General features: G+C 40.3%; 13 protein-coding genes, 1 pseudogene and 1 riboswitch. Of the genes and pseudogenes, 6 read left to right on the forward strand and 8 right to left on the reverse strand.

What is annotated here, in order from left to right:
- Window positions 1-30: 30 nt before the first annotated feature.
- Window positions 31-1,206 carry a cell division protein FtsZ gene (ftsZ, locus tag BABA_RS12305; protein ID WP_007085520.1) on the reverse strand — a complete coding sequence of 392 codons (1,176 nt, stop codon included), beginning with the start codon at window positions 1,204-1,206 and terminating at the stop codon, window positions 31-33.
- Between the two features lie 320 nt (window positions 1,207-1,526).
- Here ftsZ and BABA_RS12310 point away from each other — a divergent pair, with 320 nt between their 5' ends.
- The 3 genes from BABA_RS12310 (at window position 1,527) to BABA_RS12320 (ending at window position 4,331) form a co-directional block, all read left to right on the forward strand.
- Window positions 1,527-2,504 carry a 2-hydroxyacid dehydrogenase gene (locus BABA_RS12310; protein ID WP_007085521.1) on the forward strand — a complete coding sequence of 326 codons (978 nt, stop codon included), beginning with the start codon at window positions 1,527-1,529 and terminating at the stop codon, window positions 2,502-2,504.
- Between the two features lie 23 nt (window positions 2,505-2,527).
- Window positions 2,528-3,364 (forward strand): SDR family oxidoreductase, encoded by an 837-nt coding sequence (locus tag BABA_RS12315; protein WP_040346242.1) that lies wholly within the window; start codon window positions 2,528-2,530, stop codon window positions 3,362-3,364.
- Window positions 3,365-3,491: 127 nt separating this feature from the next.
- Window positions 3,492-4,331: an MBL fold metallo-hydrolase gene (locus BABA_RS12320; protein ID WP_007085523.1), complete on the forward strand. Its 840-nt coding sequence runs from the start codon at window positions 3,492-3,494 to the stop codon at window positions 4,329-4,331.
- On the opposite strand, the gene BABA_RS12325 is transcribed toward BABA_RS12320, so the two are convergent.
- Window positions 4,307-4,987, reverse strand: a complete 681-nt coding sequence (locus BABA_RS12325) for an NUDIX hydrolase (protein WP_007085524.1) — start codon at window positions 4,985-4,987, stop codon at window positions 4,307-4,309. The genes BABA_RS12320 and BABA_RS12325 overlap by 25 nt on opposite strands.
- 231 nt (window positions 4,988-5,218) lie before the next feature.
- Here BABA_RS12325 and BABA_RS12330 point away from each other — a divergent pair, with 231 nt between their 5' ends.
- Together BABA_RS12330 and BABA_RS12335 are read left to right on the forward strand one after the other, a co-directional pair.
- The gene (locus BABA_RS12330) at window positions 5,219-6,607 is read left to right on the forward strand and encodes a TldD/PmbA family protein (protein WP_007085525.1); all 1,389 of its coding nucleotides are present in this window, start codon (window positions 5,219-5,221) and stop codon (window positions 6,605-6,607) included.
- 4 nt (window positions 6,608-6,611) lie between these two features.
- On the forward strand, window positions 6,612-7,955 hold the full coding sequence (locus BABA_RS12335) for a TldD/PmbA family protein (protein WP_007085526.1): 1,344 nt from the start codon (window positions 6,612-6,614) through the stop codon (window positions 7,953-7,955).
- 96 nt (window positions 7,956-8,051) lie between these two features.
- Here the strand turns inward: BABA_RS12335 and BABA_RS12340 are convergent, their stop codons facing one another.
- The 5 genes and pseudogenes from BABA_RS12340 to BABA_RS12360 all read right to left on the reverse strand — a co-directional run bounded on the left by BABA_RS12340 (window position 8,052) and on the right by BABA_RS12360 (window position 17,171).
- Entirely contained in the window at window positions 8,052-9,239 is a 1,188-nt protein-coding gene (locus BABA_RS12340) for an aminotransferase-like domain-containing protein (RefSeq protein ID WP_007085527.1), read from the reverse strand.
- Window positions 9,240-9,481: 242 nt separating this feature from the next.
- Entirely contained in the window at window positions 9,482-10,765 is a 1,284-nt protein-coding gene (locus BABA_RS12345; RefSeq protein ID WP_007085528.1) for a TIGR02679 family protein, read from the reverse strand.
- Window positions 10,758-14,524 (reverse strand): annotated as a pseudogene (locus BABA_RS28500) (TIGR02680 family protein). The gene BABA_RS12345 and the pseudogene BABA_RS28500 overlap by 8 nt, the downstream one beginning before the upstream one ends.
- A complete protein-coding gene (locus BABA_RS12355) occupies window positions 14,524-15,684 on the reverse strand; it encodes a TIGR02678 family protein (protein WP_007085529.1) in 1,161 nt (386 codons plus the stop codon). Before BABA_RS12355 ends, BABA_RS28500 begins: the two are co-directional and overlap by 1 nt.
- Before the next feature lie 5 nt (window positions 15,685-15,689).
- Window positions 15,690-17,171, reverse strand: a complete 1,482-nt coding sequence (locus tag BABA_RS12360; protein WP_007085530.1) for a TIGR02677 family protein — start codon at window positions 17,169-17,171, stop codon at window positions 15,690-15,692.
- Window positions 17,172-17,330: 159 nt separating this feature from the next.
- Window positions 17,331-17,510: riboswitch (Lysine riboswitch) on the forward strand.
- A 124-nt stretch (window positions 17,511-17,634) separates the two neighbouring features.
- Here BABA_RS12360 and dapA point away from each other — a divergent pair.
- Window positions 17,635-18,516 carry a 4-hydroxy-tetrahydrodipicolinate synthase gene (gene dapA / locus BABA_RS12365; protein WP_007085531.1) on the forward strand — a complete coding sequence of 294 codons (882 nt, stop codon included), beginning with the start codon at window positions 17,635-17,637 and terminating at the stop codon, window positions 18,514-18,516.
- Between the two features lie 79 nt (window positions 18,517-18,595).
- On the opposite strand, the gene BABA_RS12370 is transcribed toward dapA, so the two are convergent.
- Window positions 18,596-19,267: a YdeI/OmpD-associated family protein gene (locus BABA_RS12370; protein WP_040346221.1), complete on the reverse strand. Its 672-nt coding sequence runs from the start codon at window positions 19,265-19,267 to the stop codon at window positions 18,596-18,598.
- Between the last annotated feature and the right edge of the window lie 23 nt (window positions 19,268-19,290).

Raw genomic sequence — 19,290 nt, forward strand, 5'->3', positions numbered from 1 at the left:
AAACGGATGGAGATTTTGGGGGTTTGCCTTTTATCTTGACCTTTTATTTCGATTTCGCAAAAATGCCGGAATATCAAGAGAATCGTCTTGCTCCTGCGATTGCCAACGGTGATCGTTTTTCTGTTCTTCTTCAGGCAGATGCCATTGTCGTTCCATGTCCTGTACAGGTTCTTCTTGTTTGATTTTTTGACGAACAGAAGGGTTCCTTCCTTCATTTGTGATCGTTGTAGACTGATTTTTGGATGGGCGATCATAATCCACAAAACCTGTAGCAATAACCGTGATCATTATTTCTTCCTTTAGGCTATCGTTAATGATCGAACCAAAAATCATGTTTAATTCCTTGTCTGCGGCAGAGGCAACAATATCGGCTGCTTCCTGCACCTCATACAAACTCAAATTACTGCCGCCTGTGATATTCATGAGTACACCTTGCGCCCCATTAATGGAGGTTTCTAGGAGTGGACTTGATATAGCCTTTTTGGCTGCTTCAACGGCACGGTGTGGGCCTTTCGACACCCCAATGCCCATTAACGCTGTCCCTTGATTGGACATAATTGCTTTCACGTCAGCAAAATCAAGGTTGATTAAGCCCGGCACGGCAATTAAATCAGAAATTCCTTGAACACCTTGGCGGAGGACATTATCCGCCTCGCGAAAAGCTTCCAACATAGGTGTTTTTTTATCAACAATTTGCAATAAGCGATCATTGGGGACAATAATTAATGTATCTACCGCTTCCCTCATTGCCTCGATTCCACTGGCCGCATTTACGGCACGCTTACGGCCTTCAAAGCCGAATGGACGTGTCACCACCCCAATTGTTAAAGCCCCAAGTTCCCTGGATATTTGCGCAATCGCTGGTGCAGCTCCTGTTCCCGTACCACCGCCCATTCCGGCTGTAACGAAAACCATATCTGCTCCCTTTAACACCTCTTGCAGCTGTTTCCTGCTTTCCTCTACTGCTTTACTCCCTACTTCCGGATTGGCACCTGCTCCTAATCCTCTTGTTAAGTTTGCCCCAATTTGCATCTTAATCTCAGCTTTTGATAGATTAAGAGCTTGGGCATCTGTATTCACGGCAATAAACTCAACGCCTTGAATGCCATCCTCAATCATTCGATTAACAGCATTATTTCCTCCACCGCCAACACCGATTACTTTAATTCTAGCTATTTGATCTATATTCATATCAAAATCCCACATCAACAATTCCTCCTAGCCTGATCCCAACATTACTTAATTATTCAGAAAATTAACTTTAGCCTTATTATATGATATTTAGCCTAAAAAAACTAATAGCTCATACTATTTTAGCAAAATAATAGAGTGGTTACTATAGTGCCTCGTATTCATTTGAACTTCCTTTTCATCTTTTTTCTAGCCCGACAATTACTTCTGCGATTTTTTCAAAAAATATACTAATCATGCGCTAGTTTTCTTGCTTCATATTGGTATATTTTAATACTATATAGGTATTGCCCCTTTTCAAACAAAGGACTTCTACTAGAAAGGAGAAACATACGATGAAAAGAAAAATAATCGCATATAACTTGGTCTTAACTGATGCCCTTGAACAGCTCGATGATTCCTTTGAAGTAGAAATATTTGATGGGATTAATCCAAAAACAGACCATGCCTTTTTACATGCCCTTAAGGATGCTGAAGGCATAGTTGGCCTAGCTCTTCCGGTTGATAAGGAGTTACTCGAAAAGGCACCAAAGTTAAAAATTGTCTCTAATAATTCCACTGGCTATAATAATCTCTCTATTGAAGAGATGACACAGCGCGGTGTAATGGGAACCAATACACCAGGTGTCCTCGAGGATACAACAGCCGATGCTATTTTTGGGATTCTCCTTGCAGCTGCACGGCGCATCCCAGAGTTAGATCACTTTGTTAAATCAGGAAATTGGAAGCAGCATTTAACGACAGCACAATATGCAGTGGATGTGCACCATAAAACATTGGGGATCATCGGGATGGGCAAAATCGGTTCAGCCATCGCAAAGCGAGCGCATTTCGGTTTTGATATGAATATCCTATACTACAATCGTACCCGTAACATAGAAGCCGAGGGTAAATATAACGCTACATATTGTGACCTTGAACCATTACTAAAGCAATCAGATTTTGTTTGCTTAATGACGCCACTTACATCTGAAACAGAGAATTTAATGGGGGAACAAGAATTTAAACTAATGAAAAAATCCGCTATTTTTGTGAATGGTTCACGGGGCAAAACGGTTGATGAAGAAGCACTGATTGCGGCATTAAATCAAAAGGAGATTCACGCCGCCGCATTGGATGTTTATAGATCAGAGCCATTATCGCCCGATCATCCATTGCTTCAGTTTCCTAATGTGGTAACTACACCACATATCGGATCATCCACCTTTGAAACTGAGCTGAAAATGGCCAATTTGGCGGTTGAAAATTTACTGTCTGGACTATTGGGTCAACGTCCTAAAAACTTGATTAACCCTGACGTCCTAAATAGATGAAAAGAGGTTTTATGGGAAAATCTATGACCAATAAAACAGTGATTGTGACGGGGGCCTCAAGCGGATTTGGTTTGTTGTGCGTGATTGAGCTGGCCATGAAGGGGTTTACTGTCTTGGCGACAATGAGAGATGTAAAAAAAGCTACCCAACTCCTTGAACTTGCAAAAGAAAAAGAGATAGAAAAAACTATTCATATCCATCAGCTGGACGTTACTTCATCCGATTCTATTCATGAGTTTAAAACCTTGCTATCAGATTATCCATCTATAAATGTGTTAGTAAACAATGCGGGGTTTGCTCTCGGGGGTTTTAGTGAAGAGTTGTCGATTGAAGAATATCGGCGGCAATTTGAAACCAATTTTTTTGGAGTGATTGCAGTAACACAAGCAATACTTCCATTTTTAAGGGCAAATGGGAACGGAAGGATTATTAATATCAGCAGTATTAGCGGCAGAATGGGATTTCCTGGATTATCTGCTTATGTTTCTTCCAAGCATGCCCTTGAGGGGTATAGCGAAAGCTTAAGGTTAGAGCTTAAACCATTTGGGATTGATGTTTCCTTAATTGAGCCAGGTTCTTATCAAACCAATATTTGGGCAAGTGTCGATCAGATGGATATAGATCCTGACTCCCCCTATTTATCTTATATGGAGAGAATGATGAAAGAAATTGAGGGCGGAAAAGAAGCACATGGCGACCCCATCGAAGTAGCGAAACTAGTCGCCAAAATTACCTCACAACAAAAAACACCAGACCTTAGATATCCAGTTGGGAAAGGTGTAAAGCAAACTTTGTTTCTAAAAAGTCTTATGCCATGGAAATTTATTGAATCGGTGATATTGAAAAAATTAAGACAATAATTAATTTTTGATAAAAAATCGGCAAAAACTTGGGTATCCTTTTTTTAGCAGGAATTTCCTATACTGATGGTGAATACGTTATTTATTGGTCGTTTATATGACGTTATCGATTGTGAGGGAATTGTCTATGAAAAAAGGAAATAAGTTAAAAATCATTCGCGTTCCAATACCAACACCCACTTTATTGCCACATACCACTACAAATTGCTATTTACTAGGGAACGAGCACGAAAGTATATTAGTTGATGCTGGTTACGATCAACCAGATACAAAAATTGTTTTACATCGTGCAATGAAGGAAAACGAACTTGCTCTGCCAAAATCGATTATATTAACCCATTCACACCCTGACCACGCCCCAGGTGTTTTGCAATTAGTGGATTGGGAACCGGTTGTTTATTGCCACCGTCAGGAAAAACAAGCCACTATTAAAGCGATTGCTCCATGGAATCAACTATCCTTCTTAGAGGATGGAGACAAAATTAGCATTGCCGGTGAAGAAATCATCATCATTCATGCGCCTGGTCATACAGCAGGTCAATTAAATCTTTATATACCGTCAAAACAAATTCTCCTTGCCGGAGATAACATCGTTGCGGAAGGAACATCATGGATTGGGCTGCCTGATGGGGATATGTCAGACTATATCCAAACTCTAACAAGGTTAAAACAATTGAAATTAACCAAAATTGGGCCTGGGCATGGGGAATGGGTGGAAAATCCCTACGAACATATTGATTTTGTATTAGGAAGAAGATTTCATCGCGAAAACCAAATTAAATCCCTGCTCAAAGACCATGGAAGCTTAAGCGTCGTCCATTTGACAAACCTAATTTATGACAAGCTTCCACATCCAAATGTCTTTGAGGTAGCAAAACGAACTACAGAGGCACATCTGATTAAATTAATAAAAGAAGGCTTCGTTGCACAAGTGGATACCTATTACTCTCTTATATCAACCAAATAATCGTTTTCATTAAATTCGGGCATCTGCAAATGCCCGCCGTATTGATGGTTAATAATCGTCTTCAGCGCATGAATCGTCGGCGGCCCCAATAAAATTTCTCCATTTTGGAAAGCTGTTAGTGCATCGACAGGGGTAATCCATTTTGTTTCACTAATTTCCCTAGCATCTGGTTTGGGAGCTTGCCCAGTTGGCAATTGTGCCAGAAAAAAACGTGTATCAAATCGGATGCGGCTTCTAGTTGGTGTAATGATTTGACCGAAATAGGTTAAGTGATCAAGCTGAAATTGAAGTCCTTCCTTTTTTAGTAATTGTAAAAAAGAAATATCACCTTTTATAAGAAGACGTCGGTATTCCAATTCTATTTCTTCATTCAGTTGGACAGGAGAACCGTCTTCTTTCTTGCAAACTAGTATCCCTACCTCTTCGAACAATTCTCTTGCAGCGGCCACATAATGTGAGAGTTCAAATGTATCATTACGTATTCCATTTATAAAACCGTTACAATCCTGTATGCCATCTGCTTGGTCTACGGCCCCCCCAGGAAAAACATAATAACCACCAAAAAACTTCATCGTTTCAGGTCTTTTTGTCAAATAGACCCTTGAAGATTGATCCATTAACACAACGGTTGATGCCGGTCTAGGAATTGCAGTCATCTTTTAGTCTCCCTTTTTTAACGTATTCTCATTTATATTCAACTTTTTGCTTGGAATTCCCTCCCTTTACAAAGGTGTTTTTATCTATTTAAAAAAATGCAATCATTAGCAAGGTAAAATTAACCATTTATAATTAAATTGTTGTATGATAAAAATGAATCCGTTTTCAGGTGATTCCATTTAATAATATCGGAATCTTCCTATTATTAAAAAGAATTTAGGAGGTCTAAAATGCTAAGTCAATCAATAATTGAGGATGTACTGACAGCAGCTTTATCCACCGGCGGTGATTTTTCGGAGATTTTCGTCGAGGATCGTTTCACCAATAATTTCACATTACAAAGCGGAAAAATTGAAACCTGTCTCTCTGGACGTGATTTTGGAATTGGCATTCGTGTGTTTAAAGGATTGCAGAGTGTTTATGCTTATACCACAGACCATAGCAAGGAAGGACTTCTAAAAGCAGCTAAAAATGCAGCGCAAGCCATTAGCGGTAATACAATTATTCAACCTTCCCCTCTTGTGCAAGAATCATTTGATGCCATTCATCCCATTCAACTTTTGCCGCAAGAAGTGGATAAATCCCACAAAGCAGCCATCATGAAACGTACTTATGATACTACCAAAAACTACCATTCTAGTATTTCACAAGTAACTGTACGTTTTATGGATGAAGAACAAAATATACTGATTGCTAATTCCGAAGGGAAATGGATTGAAGACAAACGAGTTCGTTCAAGGCTGGCGATTCAGGCAGTGGCGGTTCGCGATAACCAAATGGAAACCGGGTTCTATGGCCCAGGTGCCTCCCAAGGCTTTGAATTCTTTGAAAATTTAAATTTGGATTATTATGCAAACGAGGCGGCCCGTATTGCGGTAACAATGCTGGATGCCAGCCCATGTCCGAGCGGGAAATTCCCTGTCATAATTGATAATGAATTTGGCGGTGTTATTTTCCACGAAGCCTGTGGACATGGCTTAGAGGCCACAGCTGTTGCTAAAAACAATTCGGTGTTTGCGAATCGCATGGGTGAAAAGGTCGCACCGTCCATTGTTACATATATCGATGATGGCACGATTCAAAATGAATGGGGATCCATCAATATAGACGATGAAGGCGAAAAGGCGCGGAAAAATGTTCTCATTGAAAATGGCATTCTAAAAGGCTATTTAATTGATAAATTTAACTCCCGCAGAATGGGCATGGAATCAACCGGATCAGGCAGGAGGCAATCCTTCCGCTTTGCGCCAACTTCCAGAATGACGAATACATTTATTGCCCCTGGAAAATCAACACCTGAAGAAATTATCACCAACACCGAACATGGGATTTATACAAAATACATGGGCGGCGGACAGGTTAACCCTGCTACGGGTGATTATAACTTTGCGGTCATGGAAGCGTACGAAGTGAAAAACGGGAAGCTTGGAAAACCGTTAAAAGGGGCTACTTTAATCGGAAATGGCCCTAAGACCTTGCAGCTTGTCGATATGGTTGGGAATAATTTAGGACACGGTGCCGGAATGTGCGGTTCACTAAGTGGAAGTATTCCCGTTAACGTCGGTCAGCCCATGATCCGTGTCAGCGAAATTACCGTCGGTGGGACAAAGGGGGAATAAGCAAATGAACATACAAGAATTTCAGGCGAACCTATTCAGTGCAGCACAAAACTACGGTTTTAAAGATGTAGAAATCTATTATGAAAAGAAAGAAGTTTTTGGCTGCCAAGTATACAAAGGTGAAATTGATCAATATGAAATTGCCGAAGACGGAGGTGTTTCCTTCCGCGGGATTATTAATGAAAAAATGGGTTATGCCTATTCCGAAAAAATAGATGAGGCCTCCATCCCCTTCTTATTAGAAAACGCGAAAGAAAATACACAAATTATGCATGATGGAGATATTGAAGAAATCTTTGCCGGAAGCAGTCAGTATGAACAAGGAAACTTTTTCTCAAAAGCCTTGGATGAGATAACCATTTCTGAAAAAATACAATTTATAAAGGATGTTGAACGAGAATTACTTGCGCTGGATCCTAGAATTGTCGCAACCGATTATTGCATGATCCGGACAGAATCCGTTTCTAGAAGTCTTTCAAATAATAAAGGTTTGTCATTAACGGACAAAATGAACTATTTGTATGTCATCGTAGAACCGATTGTTAAAGCCGGCGAGGAAACGAAAACATCTTTTGAATTTAAGGTGACAAAAGACTTTCATCGCTTAGATGCAAAGGAAATTGCTAAAAAAGCCGCGGAAGAAGCACTTTCACAATTGGGGTCAAGAAATATAGAGAGCAAAGACTATCCAGTTTTATTAAGAAATGATGCCGCCGCAAGCCTTTTGGCAACATATGCTCCAAACTTTTCTGCTGAAAACACGCAAGCAGGTATCTCTGCCCTAAGGGATAAGCTTGGAAAGCAAATCGCTGGAGGGAAAATTACCATTGTTGATGACCCATTCCTAGAGGATGGCCTTGCAAGCAGAACGTTTGATAGTGAAGGGGTAGCGACTAAGAAACTTACATTGGTAGAGTCCGGTGTCTTACAAACCTTTCTCCACAATCAAAAGACAGCAAAAAAAGAGCAAACTAAAACGACTGGGCATGCACACAAAGATTCTTATAAAAGTGCTGTCAAGGTTGGACCATCCAATCTTTATATCGAGCCTTCAACTATCACATTTGAGAGTTTGCTTGCTTCCATGGATGAAGGCATTTTGATTACAGGTCTATCAGGCTTGCATTCGGGGGCCAATACTGTTTCAGGAGACTTTTCAGTTGCTGCCAATGGATTCTACGTTGCGGATGGTAAGGTTCAATACCCAGTTAATTTAATGACCATCGCGGGTAATTTTTATCAATTATTGCAAAATGTTAAGGAAATTGGCTCTGATTTAACATTCCCGCTTTCACCGATTGGCTCCCCATCGGTATTAGTAAAGTCTTTGTCTGTTACAGTAGAATGAACTCTCTACATTCAATTAATTTTTGCGAAATCAAAATCACCCATTAAAAAAGTAGGTTTGCACTATTTGTGCGAACCTACTTTTTAAAATTTTCAATTAGACAGAAGCAGGCTTTAGTAATACGCCTATTAGGCGATCCATACCAATTTTAAGCTTTTCAGGTGTCGAATGGCTAAAGTTTAATCTAAATGTATTGTATTTGGGCTGGTCGACATAGAAAGGAGCTCCTGGTACAAAGGCAACCCCATTTTTTACAGCTTCAGAAAGTAAGGTTGTTGTGTTTAGATTCTCGTTCCCTTCTACCCACATGAACATTCCACCCTTTGGTTCTTTATAGGTAAATAAATCAGATCCAACTTTATCCAAATAATCCTTCATAATTGTCATTCGGAAATAATACTCTTTTCTAATTGTTTCGATATGTCCATCAAGATTGAAGTCCCGTAATAAGTAATAAAGGGCCTGTTGGTCAATACTACTTGATTGTAAGTCATTCATTTGTTTAGCCTTCACCATCATTTGAATAATCTTTACTGGTCCCGTAACCCATCCTGTTCTGAGCGCAGGAACAACAGACTTGGAAAATGTACTGGTATATACGACATGACTCTGATGAATATCATAAGCAGCAACTGGCTGATATTGTTCTTCTGAATGAAACTGAATATCACCGTAAGGATCATCTTCTAAAATCAGAACGTTATATTCATAGCAAAGGTTTAGTAGTTTCTGACGTCTTTCATTACTCCAAACCTTACCATCAGGATTTGAAAAAGTAGGAATGATGTAAATAAATTTTGGATGAAAACGTTCCATCTTTTCCTTTAAATCTTCAAGCTCCATACCATGTTCGTCACTGTTAACTGCTACAACATTTGCCCCGTACGATCTAAATACCTGTAATGCTGATAAATAAGTAGGATCTTCAGTAAGGACAACATCTCCATTAGTAAGCATTATTCGAGAAAATAAGTCAATTACTTGTTGTGAGCCAGTAGTAACCAAAATATTTTCAGGTGTGGATGAAATACCTTTTCGTTCCATTTTGGATTGTATGGCATCTCGCAGTGGCGTGAATCCTTCTGTTAATCCGTATTGTAATGAAGATTTACCAGATGCAAATACTTTCTCATAAGCTATTTTCACTTCTTCAATCGGGAAGATCTCTTCAGCCGGCAATCCTCCTGCAAATGAAATGACGTTTCCTTGCTGAGTCACTTTTAAAATGTCTCTAACAGCAGAAGATTCATAGGTTTTGGTCTGAGGTGCAAATAAATAATTCAAAAAAAGTCGCTTCCTTTATTAAAATTTTTATATCGAAAATGGAACTATACCTTCTTGTTTCATTTTTCGAATGTAATTAAATATTTTATATTATTCTAAATAGTATGATACTAAATAAAAATAATCAAGTTATTTGTCTAAATATTTTAAAAAACGGAAACGATTTTGAGTTTTGATTGAGTATATAAACAAATAAAGGCTGAACCAAAAAATCATTTTGGTTCAGCCCCATTTTCCTGCTTTTAAACTGTCTTATTTATATCTTGAATAAGGTCAAATACTAACCCCTCTTGATATCCTGCTCTTTTTCTGATTTTCATAGTGTTCACTACATCAACAAGTTCAGGTGATGTGATAGAATCTATTTTGGAAAGCCTGCCCGAAATGTCCTCAGCTGAAATTGATTTTTCATAGGACTCTAGATCCATTCGCCAACAAGTGACACGACCTAGATACCGATCCATAAGCCGCTGCGCCATGGAAATCCCTTCCGGATCGAAATCTCCTGAGTAGTAAAGATGACAGCCTTCTTCCACTAATAAATCCAACATAATCCAGCTCGCTGCGCGAAATTGACCATGTGTACAAATTACTGGAGCTTCAGCAACCTCATCAACAATCGTCGAACAAACACTGGAATTTTCGACAATCCATACCTTTTTCCCCACAGCGGGCCAGATTCTCTTTATTTTTAATAACTCCTTTATTGGTACGTTTAAAACGGTATCCGTTTCAGAGGCAGCTTGCCAAACTGGATGCAGCCCCATTTCACCTTCTGCAAGTAATCCACGGCAAGAAACAAAACTCCACAAATCATCCCTCATCAAACCATACAATCCTAGTAACTCATTTAGATCCTCTGTTGTTTTCGGCATTCCCGATTCGCGTTGTCTCTTTAGTTGTTGATCCACCTGCATGCAATTAACAAGCAATTTACCTGTTAGTTGATTACTATCAAAAAAATGCGGGTTCCCAGTTATTCGTTGGGCAAATAGCGGCAGTTTTTCATACCTATTCGCCATACATGGAACATCCTGAAACGCTTTAAAAACGGTGATTAATCTCTCCATTAACCCCGCAGAATCCTGCTTGTAAAGGGACCAAATCCAGCGGGTATCCGGTGACTTCGACTCCATCCAATTCCACCACCAGTATCCATCTGGATAAGATAACCTTAATTTTTCGAAAAATCTTTTCTCTTTCTCCTCTTCAATGCCCGTTTCCTGGTTTTTTGTTAGGATGGTCTCCCCCAGCACTTTTTCAAGCAATTCAATAAGTGAATATTCCACAAAACCAGTTTGCGGTAATTCCTTTTCAAAGGATAGTAATGAAACCTTTCCATTGTTAAGAATGGCTTCAACAGGCTGACCTAAAAATCCAGCGATTGATTCCACTTCATCAAAGGAAAAACCATCTAAACTAACCGTGCCGCCAACTCGCCCAATAGAACGATATTTTTCCTTAAAAAGCCGGAACAACTTAAGAAAGCCTGGTTCTTCCCTGAAAACCTGTACTTTGTCACTCATGAATTACTAGCTCCTGAGCAGGCTCATCATCCGCAACAAACGTCCTCTGTTTCCCGTCCCATTGATAGCGAATCACCGTGACAAAGTCGGCATTCTTTGGCCGGACTAGCTCACAAATCGATAGGCTCGAGATGGTGTCGTAATCGCCCCATAATGCTTGCGAGTTCATAATATAGTTAAAGCCAAGCTGTTCCACCACTTCAAACATGTCGCGGATATTATTCTCATCGACTCCGGCAAAGGCCTCATCGAGGGAAATGATATACGGCGCCATCGCCCCTGCTTCTTTATAGCGAGAATAGGCAGCTGTAAATAACGGAATGTACATCGCCATTGCCTTTTCACCCCCGCTAAATTTAAAGAAAGCATTATTCGTCAATTCTCGTTTCGGTTCATTTACACGCTTAAAGGAAAGAACAAATGTAAACCACTTTCTATAATCCAACACTTCCTTTAATACTTGATGGAGTGTCGACCCTTCATTCCGTAACTGAATTAATTCCTTTGCTTTTTCAATTCTTGACTGGAAGTGTTTTGTAATCCGATTTAAATCTTCCTCGTTCAAAAACTTACTATTCCGCTGCAAAAGCTTAACCAGATCTTTCGTATCCAATTCTTGTTCCGATTCAGCCGTTAATGGTTTCCAAGCAATAGAAAACGTTAATCCGGATGAGTTATCACGGCTTTCCATGATTTTGTCCATCTCACTCACCCATTTTTCGGCACGCTTGATTCGGTTCCGTAGAATCACCCCAACTGTATTGACGATAATATCTTCATAGAGTTGGCGGTCTTGTTCATCAAGCCAGCCTTTTTGGTCTTCCAGCTCTTTCTCAAGTGACGTGAACACAAAATATGGACTGACACGCTGCCCTTTATATTCCATTAGAATCAAACGGCGGCTTTGAAGCTGATATCATTCATTGATAAATGGTTCAAAATATTCGCCCCATTCTTTTGAAAACCACTCTGGTCGACGCTCGGTCTCTTCCGGGTATTCAAACATCCTGTACTCTGTTAAAAATACTTGTTCATTGATGAATGCCTTTGTTACCTGTTCATTTAGCTTTGACCGGTCGTACTTTCCTAAAATAGAATCCAGCTGTTTGACGATTTTAACAGGATCAATTTCAGCAATTTCTACAAAACCACGAGCAATTTCTTCTCTCACCATCTGTTCCCATTCATCCGCCATATTTGACCAGAAATCCGCATTTGTTTTGGCGGAAACTAATTCCTTTTGACAAGTCCCTTGCCTTGCTTTCTTTTCGGGGATGGTTTCAAGCAGATAATTGATCCCTTCTATAGCTTCCTTTAGCTCCTGCTGCACCTGCCGAATCCGAAGTCTTACTTCCTCAATTCCTTTTAACTGCAGCTGCTGCTCAATCGACTCAATTTCAGCTTTTTCTTTACGCAACTGTGATTCCTTGACATTTTGATCCCCTTTGAGGTCGTCCAGTTCTGTTTCCATTTCAGATAAGCGATGCGTTAAATCCTCGATTCTTTTCAGCAAAAATAAACATTTTTGAAAAAGATCTTTGAAGCTGTAGAGTTGATCACGATAGTTTTTAGCTGAGATTAATGCTTGACCTAAGACTTCTTTTGTCAAAGAAAGATTTAGCTGGCCGCCCTCTTGGTGGAGTTTTACCTTAATTGCCTGAAGCTGGCCGTGTACTAGCTTCCACTGTTCATCTAACTGTTCAAGAATCTTTTTCTGTTCCTCCAATTGATGACCGGTCTTTTCAATCTGAACATTCACATCACTGAGTTCGTGATCCGCAGGCATCGTCTGCTTCCATTGATCCGCACGGAGGAGTTCCTCTTCATATTGACAGAGTTGCGCGTTTAGGTCCTCCATCTCTAATTGGAGTTGCTCAATGCTTTCCTCGCATTGTTTGATTTTCTCCTGCTGGTATCGTTTACGAGATGAACGTCCGATATATTTAGACGGTCCTTCATTTGGGGCATGTCCTACTAAACAGCCAATTGAATACGACCCATCGGCATCCACATGAAAACCTGAACCTTCCTGTTCAAGAGAGATGCTCCGCAATATTTCATCAACAAGTTTGTTTGAAATAGGACTATCTGCCTCTACATCCGGATGCAAATAATCTGCTAACGTATATCCCAGCAATTGTGGCTCCGGTCGAATCACCCGATCATGGGTCGGGGCAAGGGATTTTTCAGTGATCAAGCTGTCCAATATACCCGTTTGTTTTAACGCTGACTCAATTCGCTCTTTCTGTTCCTCGGTCACATGATCTTGAAATTCAACAGCCGCATAAAAGGGAACGAATGCTTGTCCGTCTTCCAATAGCTGTCCGCGAAATGCCTCTGTATCTTTAGCCCGTTCTGGGTTAGGCATTTTTAAGGTCTTCCATCGATGTAGTTCTGCTCGTGCTGCTTCCAAATCGAACTTTTTATCTTCTATCTTTTTCTCCATTAGTTTTTTCTTCGTACTGACATCGGTAATATAATCATTAACCGCAGCAAGCAGTTTTTCTCTTACTTCCTCGTACCGATTTTCTTCATATAATCCCTCGATTGAACGGGCGATTTCTTGTCGCTTCTCAATTGAAAAAATAATCTTTGGATGCTGCTCGATCCAAGAAAACACCTGATGCTCCAACTTTTGTTTTTCTTCCGTAAACCATTCAGCTAAGTGATCCAGATTTTTTCGTAATCCATCTACTTCTTTCTTTTTCTCAGAGGAATGCCGCTGAAGCCGGCTGTGCTCTTCTGACAGGCGATTTTCCTCATCAGCTAATTGCTTTAAATTGGCAAGTAATTGTTCATGACTGCCAATCTCACGAATCCAGATGGAAAAATCAAACTCCTCTAGCTGATGACGTTCGAAATCGTGAACATTTACCTCATGCTGCGAAAAGGCAGCTCGGCATCCGTATACCTTTTTAACGCATTCTCCCACTTCGCAGCCCGTTCAGCCAAAATGTATTGATTATATAAATGATACTGATTAACCAGCCTTGAGCTAGAAGCAAATTCCCGTTCCAACTGTTCGAGCTGCTGCTGCGTTTGATCCATGCTTTCAATCGTATCTGATAGATGCCTTAACTCATCATCGGTTAAAGGAGGCAGTGCTGATTCTAATATTTCATAAATAACTGTCGGTTTAAAATCCTTCGAGAGTTTAGGGCTCCGTAATTGGATTAATAGCTTAATCAAGTCTTCATAGGCCTCATTTGATTGGAAACCAAAAATATATTTATTCACAAGCTCCATGTACTCACGCTGGGAATGGACTACATAGCCGCCATCGCTGATGCGGTTTTCCAATTCTTTTGCGGAAAAAGGCACTCGGTCTCCCAGTTGCGAATGGGCAAGTTCAAAATCATGTCCGATTCTGCGATTATCGGTTATCACAAAATACCATGATTTAATCCCTTTGTGCCGCTTGGCCTGCATCCCGATCCCAGTTGTAATATAGCGCTCAACACCAGCCTTTTTATATTCGATAAAAAGATACCCTGTACGCTCATCACGATCGACTACCTCTTTTTCCCCAAGCAGATAATCTTCCATTCTGCGCGCTTTAGAACCAAATGGATCAAGGCGGTCAGGAGATTTTTTTCCGTCTAACAACACAGGCAGAAAGCTTTGCATGGTAACCGATTTTCCGGAACCGTTCGTCCCTCTCAAAAGGAGCTTTCCATCCGAAAAATGAAAAATTTCATCATCGTAATACCAAAAATTCAATAACCCCGCACGGTTCATCACCCATTTTGCTTCTGTCATCATTCTGTACCTCCCGTTAGATAATCTGCAGGGTACTCACCCGTCATTACACCTACTAATGATTTAATCCGAATTAGCGAAGTTTCGGCATCCACTTCCACTAGCATCCAATCCTTCATCGCTCGAAGCAGCTCCGTTCGAATTCCACTCGTACTCATATCACGAAAGTACTTCGCCCATCCTGTTCCAAATTGTTTTCGTAAATCATCCACTACTTGTTCAAACTCGCCTTCCGTCATTAGCATTTCACCATTTTCATTGGCATTAAACCGCTCAGGCTGCCCATGAATGTACTTTGACAATTGAAGGATAATATCAGTCGATGCCTTGGAATTAGGAAAAACCTGTTGATACTGCCTCGGCTCCGCAATCGATAAAAAAGCCGTATTTTTGTAGACATGGAGTTTATAATTACTGTGCTTCTCAATATCTTCCGATAAGCGGTTACGATAGTTTCGGATATAGAGAAAATCAGGATCCTGTTGATCTCGGCGATGCAATCCAGGTGAAAAGAACAGCTTGCGGTACACTCTCTTTCTTCGTTCATCCTCTTGGTTCAGTTTCCAATCTTCTTTTAGTAACTCGCTCCAATGCTGAAAGCTAGAAAAATCATCTGGATACGTTCTCATGAAATAACGGCTATATGTGGAAGCTTCGTATAAAACTTCCTGCTCTTCATTCTGGTCAAAGCGGCCGATATCCCCGTCAATCGTCCGAATGAGCCGAAATTCCATCAGGACTTTGACAGCTCTTATCAATGATTTCCGGTGGGTATAGAGCGTCCAATCAAGCGGAAAGTCTCCCGGATAATCCGTTTGGATCTCCTGACATAGCTCTGAAAGCAGAAACTGTTCATCCACAGCTTTCCCCTCCAAAAAGGCAAGCGCACAGCAAAAAATTGCATAATCCATCGGCTCATGAAAATCCTGGATCCCCATCCAGCCTTCCGGTTCAACCGGAATTTTTTCCAGTTTAATAAAATGTTGATGGACAATTAGACGCAGGCCAAACTTTTCATCCAGGTAGCGCCTTAGGACTTTCTCCCGCTCACGAATCAGCTGATACCATTCCGGCTGTTCGGTGCGTAATATCCAATAATGATGAAATAGAATGTCCATTCCTTGGGTGGCTTTTTCATCGAATAATTGTGTTTGTTCCATTACTATCACCTAGTCTCCTCAAACAAGAATGTGGCATCTGGCATCAATAAATTACCATCCTCAGCTTGTAATGTAATCATTTTCTCATAATCTAGCATTACCTTAACATGTAACCCGTAATCCGTCTTGACCACGCGATTTTTATTAGCCATTGATTTCCCAATCCAGCTTAATAGAACCTTGCGGATAAACGGTTCTACAGTTGTTAGCGATGAGAGTGTGATTCTGCCTTGATTCATATATTTTTCTATTAACCTTTTCTCTTGCTCTCGTTCCTTTAAATAGAGTTCTCTCTGTTCTTTTTTCTTCTGTTCATTCGAAATAAACGATCCCGGTTTTGTTTTTTCTCGGTAGCGGACTGTTCTCGGTTTTATTGTTAATTCAGTGGGTGCTTCTTCCCATGTATCGACATGAAGGTTTTCGGTGGTCGCTTCCTCGAGCTGGAGATGCTGGATTGTCATCGAGCCAAACACAACCGCTGATAGTTTATGAGCCTCTTCACGATCACTGCATTCTACAAACCATTTTGATAATTGCAGATAATCCTTTTTCCGGCTGCGAAAATGCTGCTGCCTCTCGCCAATGCGCTGCACATATCTTGCCATTCGGCGAATCATTTCATTGGTCTGCCACTGAAGGACATCTAGTTCACTTTGCTGTGTGGCAGATCCTAAAAACCATTGGCGTAATGAAAACCAATATTCCTTATATTCGGTAAGCCAATCGTTCGCTGACGATGAAACGTCTTCAAGACGGGGAATCGCCCCGCGATGCTCGATTAATTTTTGAAAAAAGTGCTGTAACCGTTCCGGGGTTAATTCTGCTAATGAATGCTGGATTTGCAGCGATGTTTTTTGTAAAGATACAATAAAATCTCGTAGATAGGTTGTAAACTGGTTTTTATAGACTAAGAAAGCTTCAGTCTGCATTCGCTGGTCTGTTTGTTCACTATTTATATAGGCAATATAATCGGCGGTGCTGGTACGAATCGTTTGAAAATATCGAAATACATCCTCCCAAATCCGCATATATTCTTCAGCCGATTTGTTGTGGTCAAGTTCATTTTGCATGGTGGTTAACGCCTGGAACAGACGATCAAATTGCGATCGTTCTAATGAACCTTGGAAGGTATCTCCTAATTTTTCAAGCTGCACAATCATTCTCTCAATCTCAACCGTGTAAGGTGTACATTGATAGCGGAACCGCTTCTTTTTATATTCTTCGATTGTTTTGGCGTTGGTCATATCCTGCCTTGCGATTAAATTATTCCATTTTACAAGCTGCGCTAATTGTTGATGGAGCTGCTCTTCTTGATAATCGGCGAAAGAGGGAACCTGGCGCATATATTCCAATAACTCTTCCGGTGCAATGAAATCTCTCATTCTCTCGTGCTGATGGTAAAAATAGCGGAGAATCGTTCGATAGTGTGCCGCCGAGTCCGCTGTTAGATAACTAGCTTCTATTATTTTTTTCATCGTTGAATCCAATGATCATCATCCTATTTTTTGTCTATTATTACTATTGTATTATATTGAAGTAAGGATTCAAATACTTACCGATAGATTGGAAAAATTCTCTTGTATTAAATTGAATTATCTGGTATAGTAGCAATCAATTACATACTTTCTTACTTCAATATCTTTTGAAGTGAGGATAGAGGCGCAAAGACCATTAGTAGACAATTTGAGGATAATGAGATCCTTAGACGATTGTTTAAAGGGGAATTTGCCGAAGCTTCAGAGATACTCATGGTCTTGAAGCTGGTTCTGCTGTTGAATAAGCACAGAACTGTCATATAGGAAACTATATGGAGGGCTATCCACGCATAGGAACTTATTTTTATTATGTTTCTACGGCAGCTGCGAACCCTCGCTGCTGCTTTTTTGCGTCAATCTGAGATTGGCCTTTGCCCCCTCTAATTTCTAAAAAAAATGAAAAAGGGTGAGAATGATGAATGTTGGCCAAGTATTAACGGCAATGGTGACACCATTTGACCAAAATGGTGAAGTTGATTTTAACGCAACGAAAAATTTAGTGAATCATTTAATTGCAAATGGTACCGATGGATTAGTTGTCGCGGGCACCACCGGTGAATCCCCAACCTTAACTACAGAGGAAAAGGTTGCATTATTTAAATTTGTTGTAGAAGTCGTTGATGGAAGAATCCCGGTCATTGCTGGAACGGGTTCTAATAATACAAGGGCTTCAATTAGCCTAACTAAACTTGCCGAAGAAACAGGCGTAGATGGGATTATGCTTGTTGTTCCATACTACAATAAGCCATCTCAAGAAGGTTTATACCAACACTTTAAAACGATAGCGGAATCAACTTCCCTGCCGGTAATGATCTATAATATCCCAGGAAGAACCGGCATTAATATGAATGTTGACACCATTGTTCGACTTTCAAAAATCGATAATATTGGCTCGGTCAAAGAAGCGAGTGGAAACCTTGATGCTATGGCTGAAATTATTAGTCAAACTGCGGAGGATTTCACGCTGTATAGCGGTGATGACGGCTTAACATTACCAGTTTTAGCGATTGGCGGTGCCGGAGTCATTTCAGTCGCATCCCATGTCATTGGGAATGAAATGCAGGAAATGGTCAATAACTTTAAAAATGGTCATCTTAAAGAGGCCGCTACAGCACACCAACGACTGCTTCCGATTATGAAAGCACTATTTGCAGCACCGAACCCAACACCTGTTAAGGCAGCATTAAATCTGACAGGCATCAATGTTGGCGGTGTCCGCTTACCGTTAGTCCCTTTAACCATTGACGAGGAGTCAGTACTAAAAAGTGTTTTACCAGTTAGCACACTCCAAAGATAATAATTGCAAAAGGCTGGCTGTTCCTGTGTAGGATAGGCAGCCTTATTTACTTAATAGTTTGACCTATGATTTCACTACTTTATTTTCCGCTGCGATATAGATCGCGGCTCTTATAACCCGCACTAAGGATCAATTTCATTTCCTCGCGCCTTTTTGCTTTTGTTGCCTCTTGTTTCGCACTATACACATAACGGGCCCAATCTTTACGGTATCCTTGCGTAAGTGACTGATAGAATGCCAGTATTTCCGGTGTCTCCTGCAAATCCTTTTCTACGTCAGGGATCATGGAAATATAATCATCAACACATTGACTCGCTTTCGTAGATGGTTGATTTTTTGTTTTAGAATCCTCTTTTAGACCCACCACCGTAAAAACCTCATCTAACCCTACCATCCGAGCAAATTTGATCGTGCTTGTACCAATATAGCCATTTTCATCGGCTCCCAACCCGCTTAATAAGTCATCACGATGAATAAAGGTTGGATAGACTTTATTCCCCTTTTTCGGATAAGCCATATACATATAACCGTTTTTATTTATTTGATTTTTATTAATTACCTTTTTTACAAGTTCCTTTAAAGAATCCAAATCTAATACAAATGCAAAAATAAGGTCATAGGATCCATCGCCAAGCTCTGTATCATAATCAGCGAGCTCTGCTACATAATCTGCTCCTTTTGGTAAATTTAAAACCGCTGTTTTTTTGTATTTTTGTAAGTTCAATTTTTCGACTATTGTTTTTGCCATCATTCCACCTGCTCCAATAATTTCTA

It is taken from the genome of Neobacillus bataviensis LMG 21833 (assembly GCF_000307875.1).
Classification (GTDB): Bacteria; Bacillota; Bacilli; order Bacillales; family Cytobacillaceae; genus Neobacillus; species Neobacillus bataviensis.

Coding starts and splice junctions, on each gene's coding strand:
- ftsZ (WP_007085520.1), bottom strand. CDS start 1,206: ATGTGGGATTTTGATATGAATATAGATCAAATAGCTAGAATTAAAGTA.
- BABA_RS12310 (WP_007085521.1), top strand. CDS start 1,527: ATGAAAAGAAAAATAATCGCATATAACTTGGTCTTAACTGATGCCCTT.
- BABA_RS12315 (WP_040346242.1), top strand. CDS start 2,528: ATGACCAATAAAACAGTGATTGTGACGGGGGCCTCAAGCGGATTTGGT.
- BABA_RS12320 (WP_007085523.1), top strand. CDS start 3,492: ATGAAAAAAGGAAATAAGTTAAAAATCATTCGCGTTCCAATACCAACA.
- BABA_RS12325 (WP_007085524.1), bottom strand. CDS start 4,987: ATGACTGCAATTCCTAGACCGGCATCAACCGTTGTGTTAATGGATCAA.
- BABA_RS12330 (WP_007085525.1), top strand. CDS start 5,219: ATGCTAAGTCAATCAATAATTGAGGATGTACTGACAGCAGCTTTATCC.
- BABA_RS12335 (WP_007085526.1), top strand. CDS start 6,612: ATGAACATACAAGAATTTCAGGCGAACCTATTCAGTGCAGCACAAAAC.
- BABA_RS12345 (WP_007085528.1), bottom strand. CDS start 10,765: ATGAGTGACAAAGTACAGGTTTTCAGGGAAGAACCAGGCTTTCTTAAG.
- BABA_RS12355 (WP_007085529.1), bottom strand. CDS start 15,684: ATGGAACAAACACAATTATTCGATGAAAAAGCCACCCAAGGAATGGAC.
- dapA (WP_007085531.1), top strand. CDS start 17,635: ATGAATGTTGGCCAAGTATTAACGGCAATGGTGACACCATTTGACCAA.
- BABA_RS12370 (WP_040346221.1), bottom strand. CDS start 19,267: ATGATGGCAAAAACAATAGTCGAAAAATTGAACTTACAAAAATACAAA.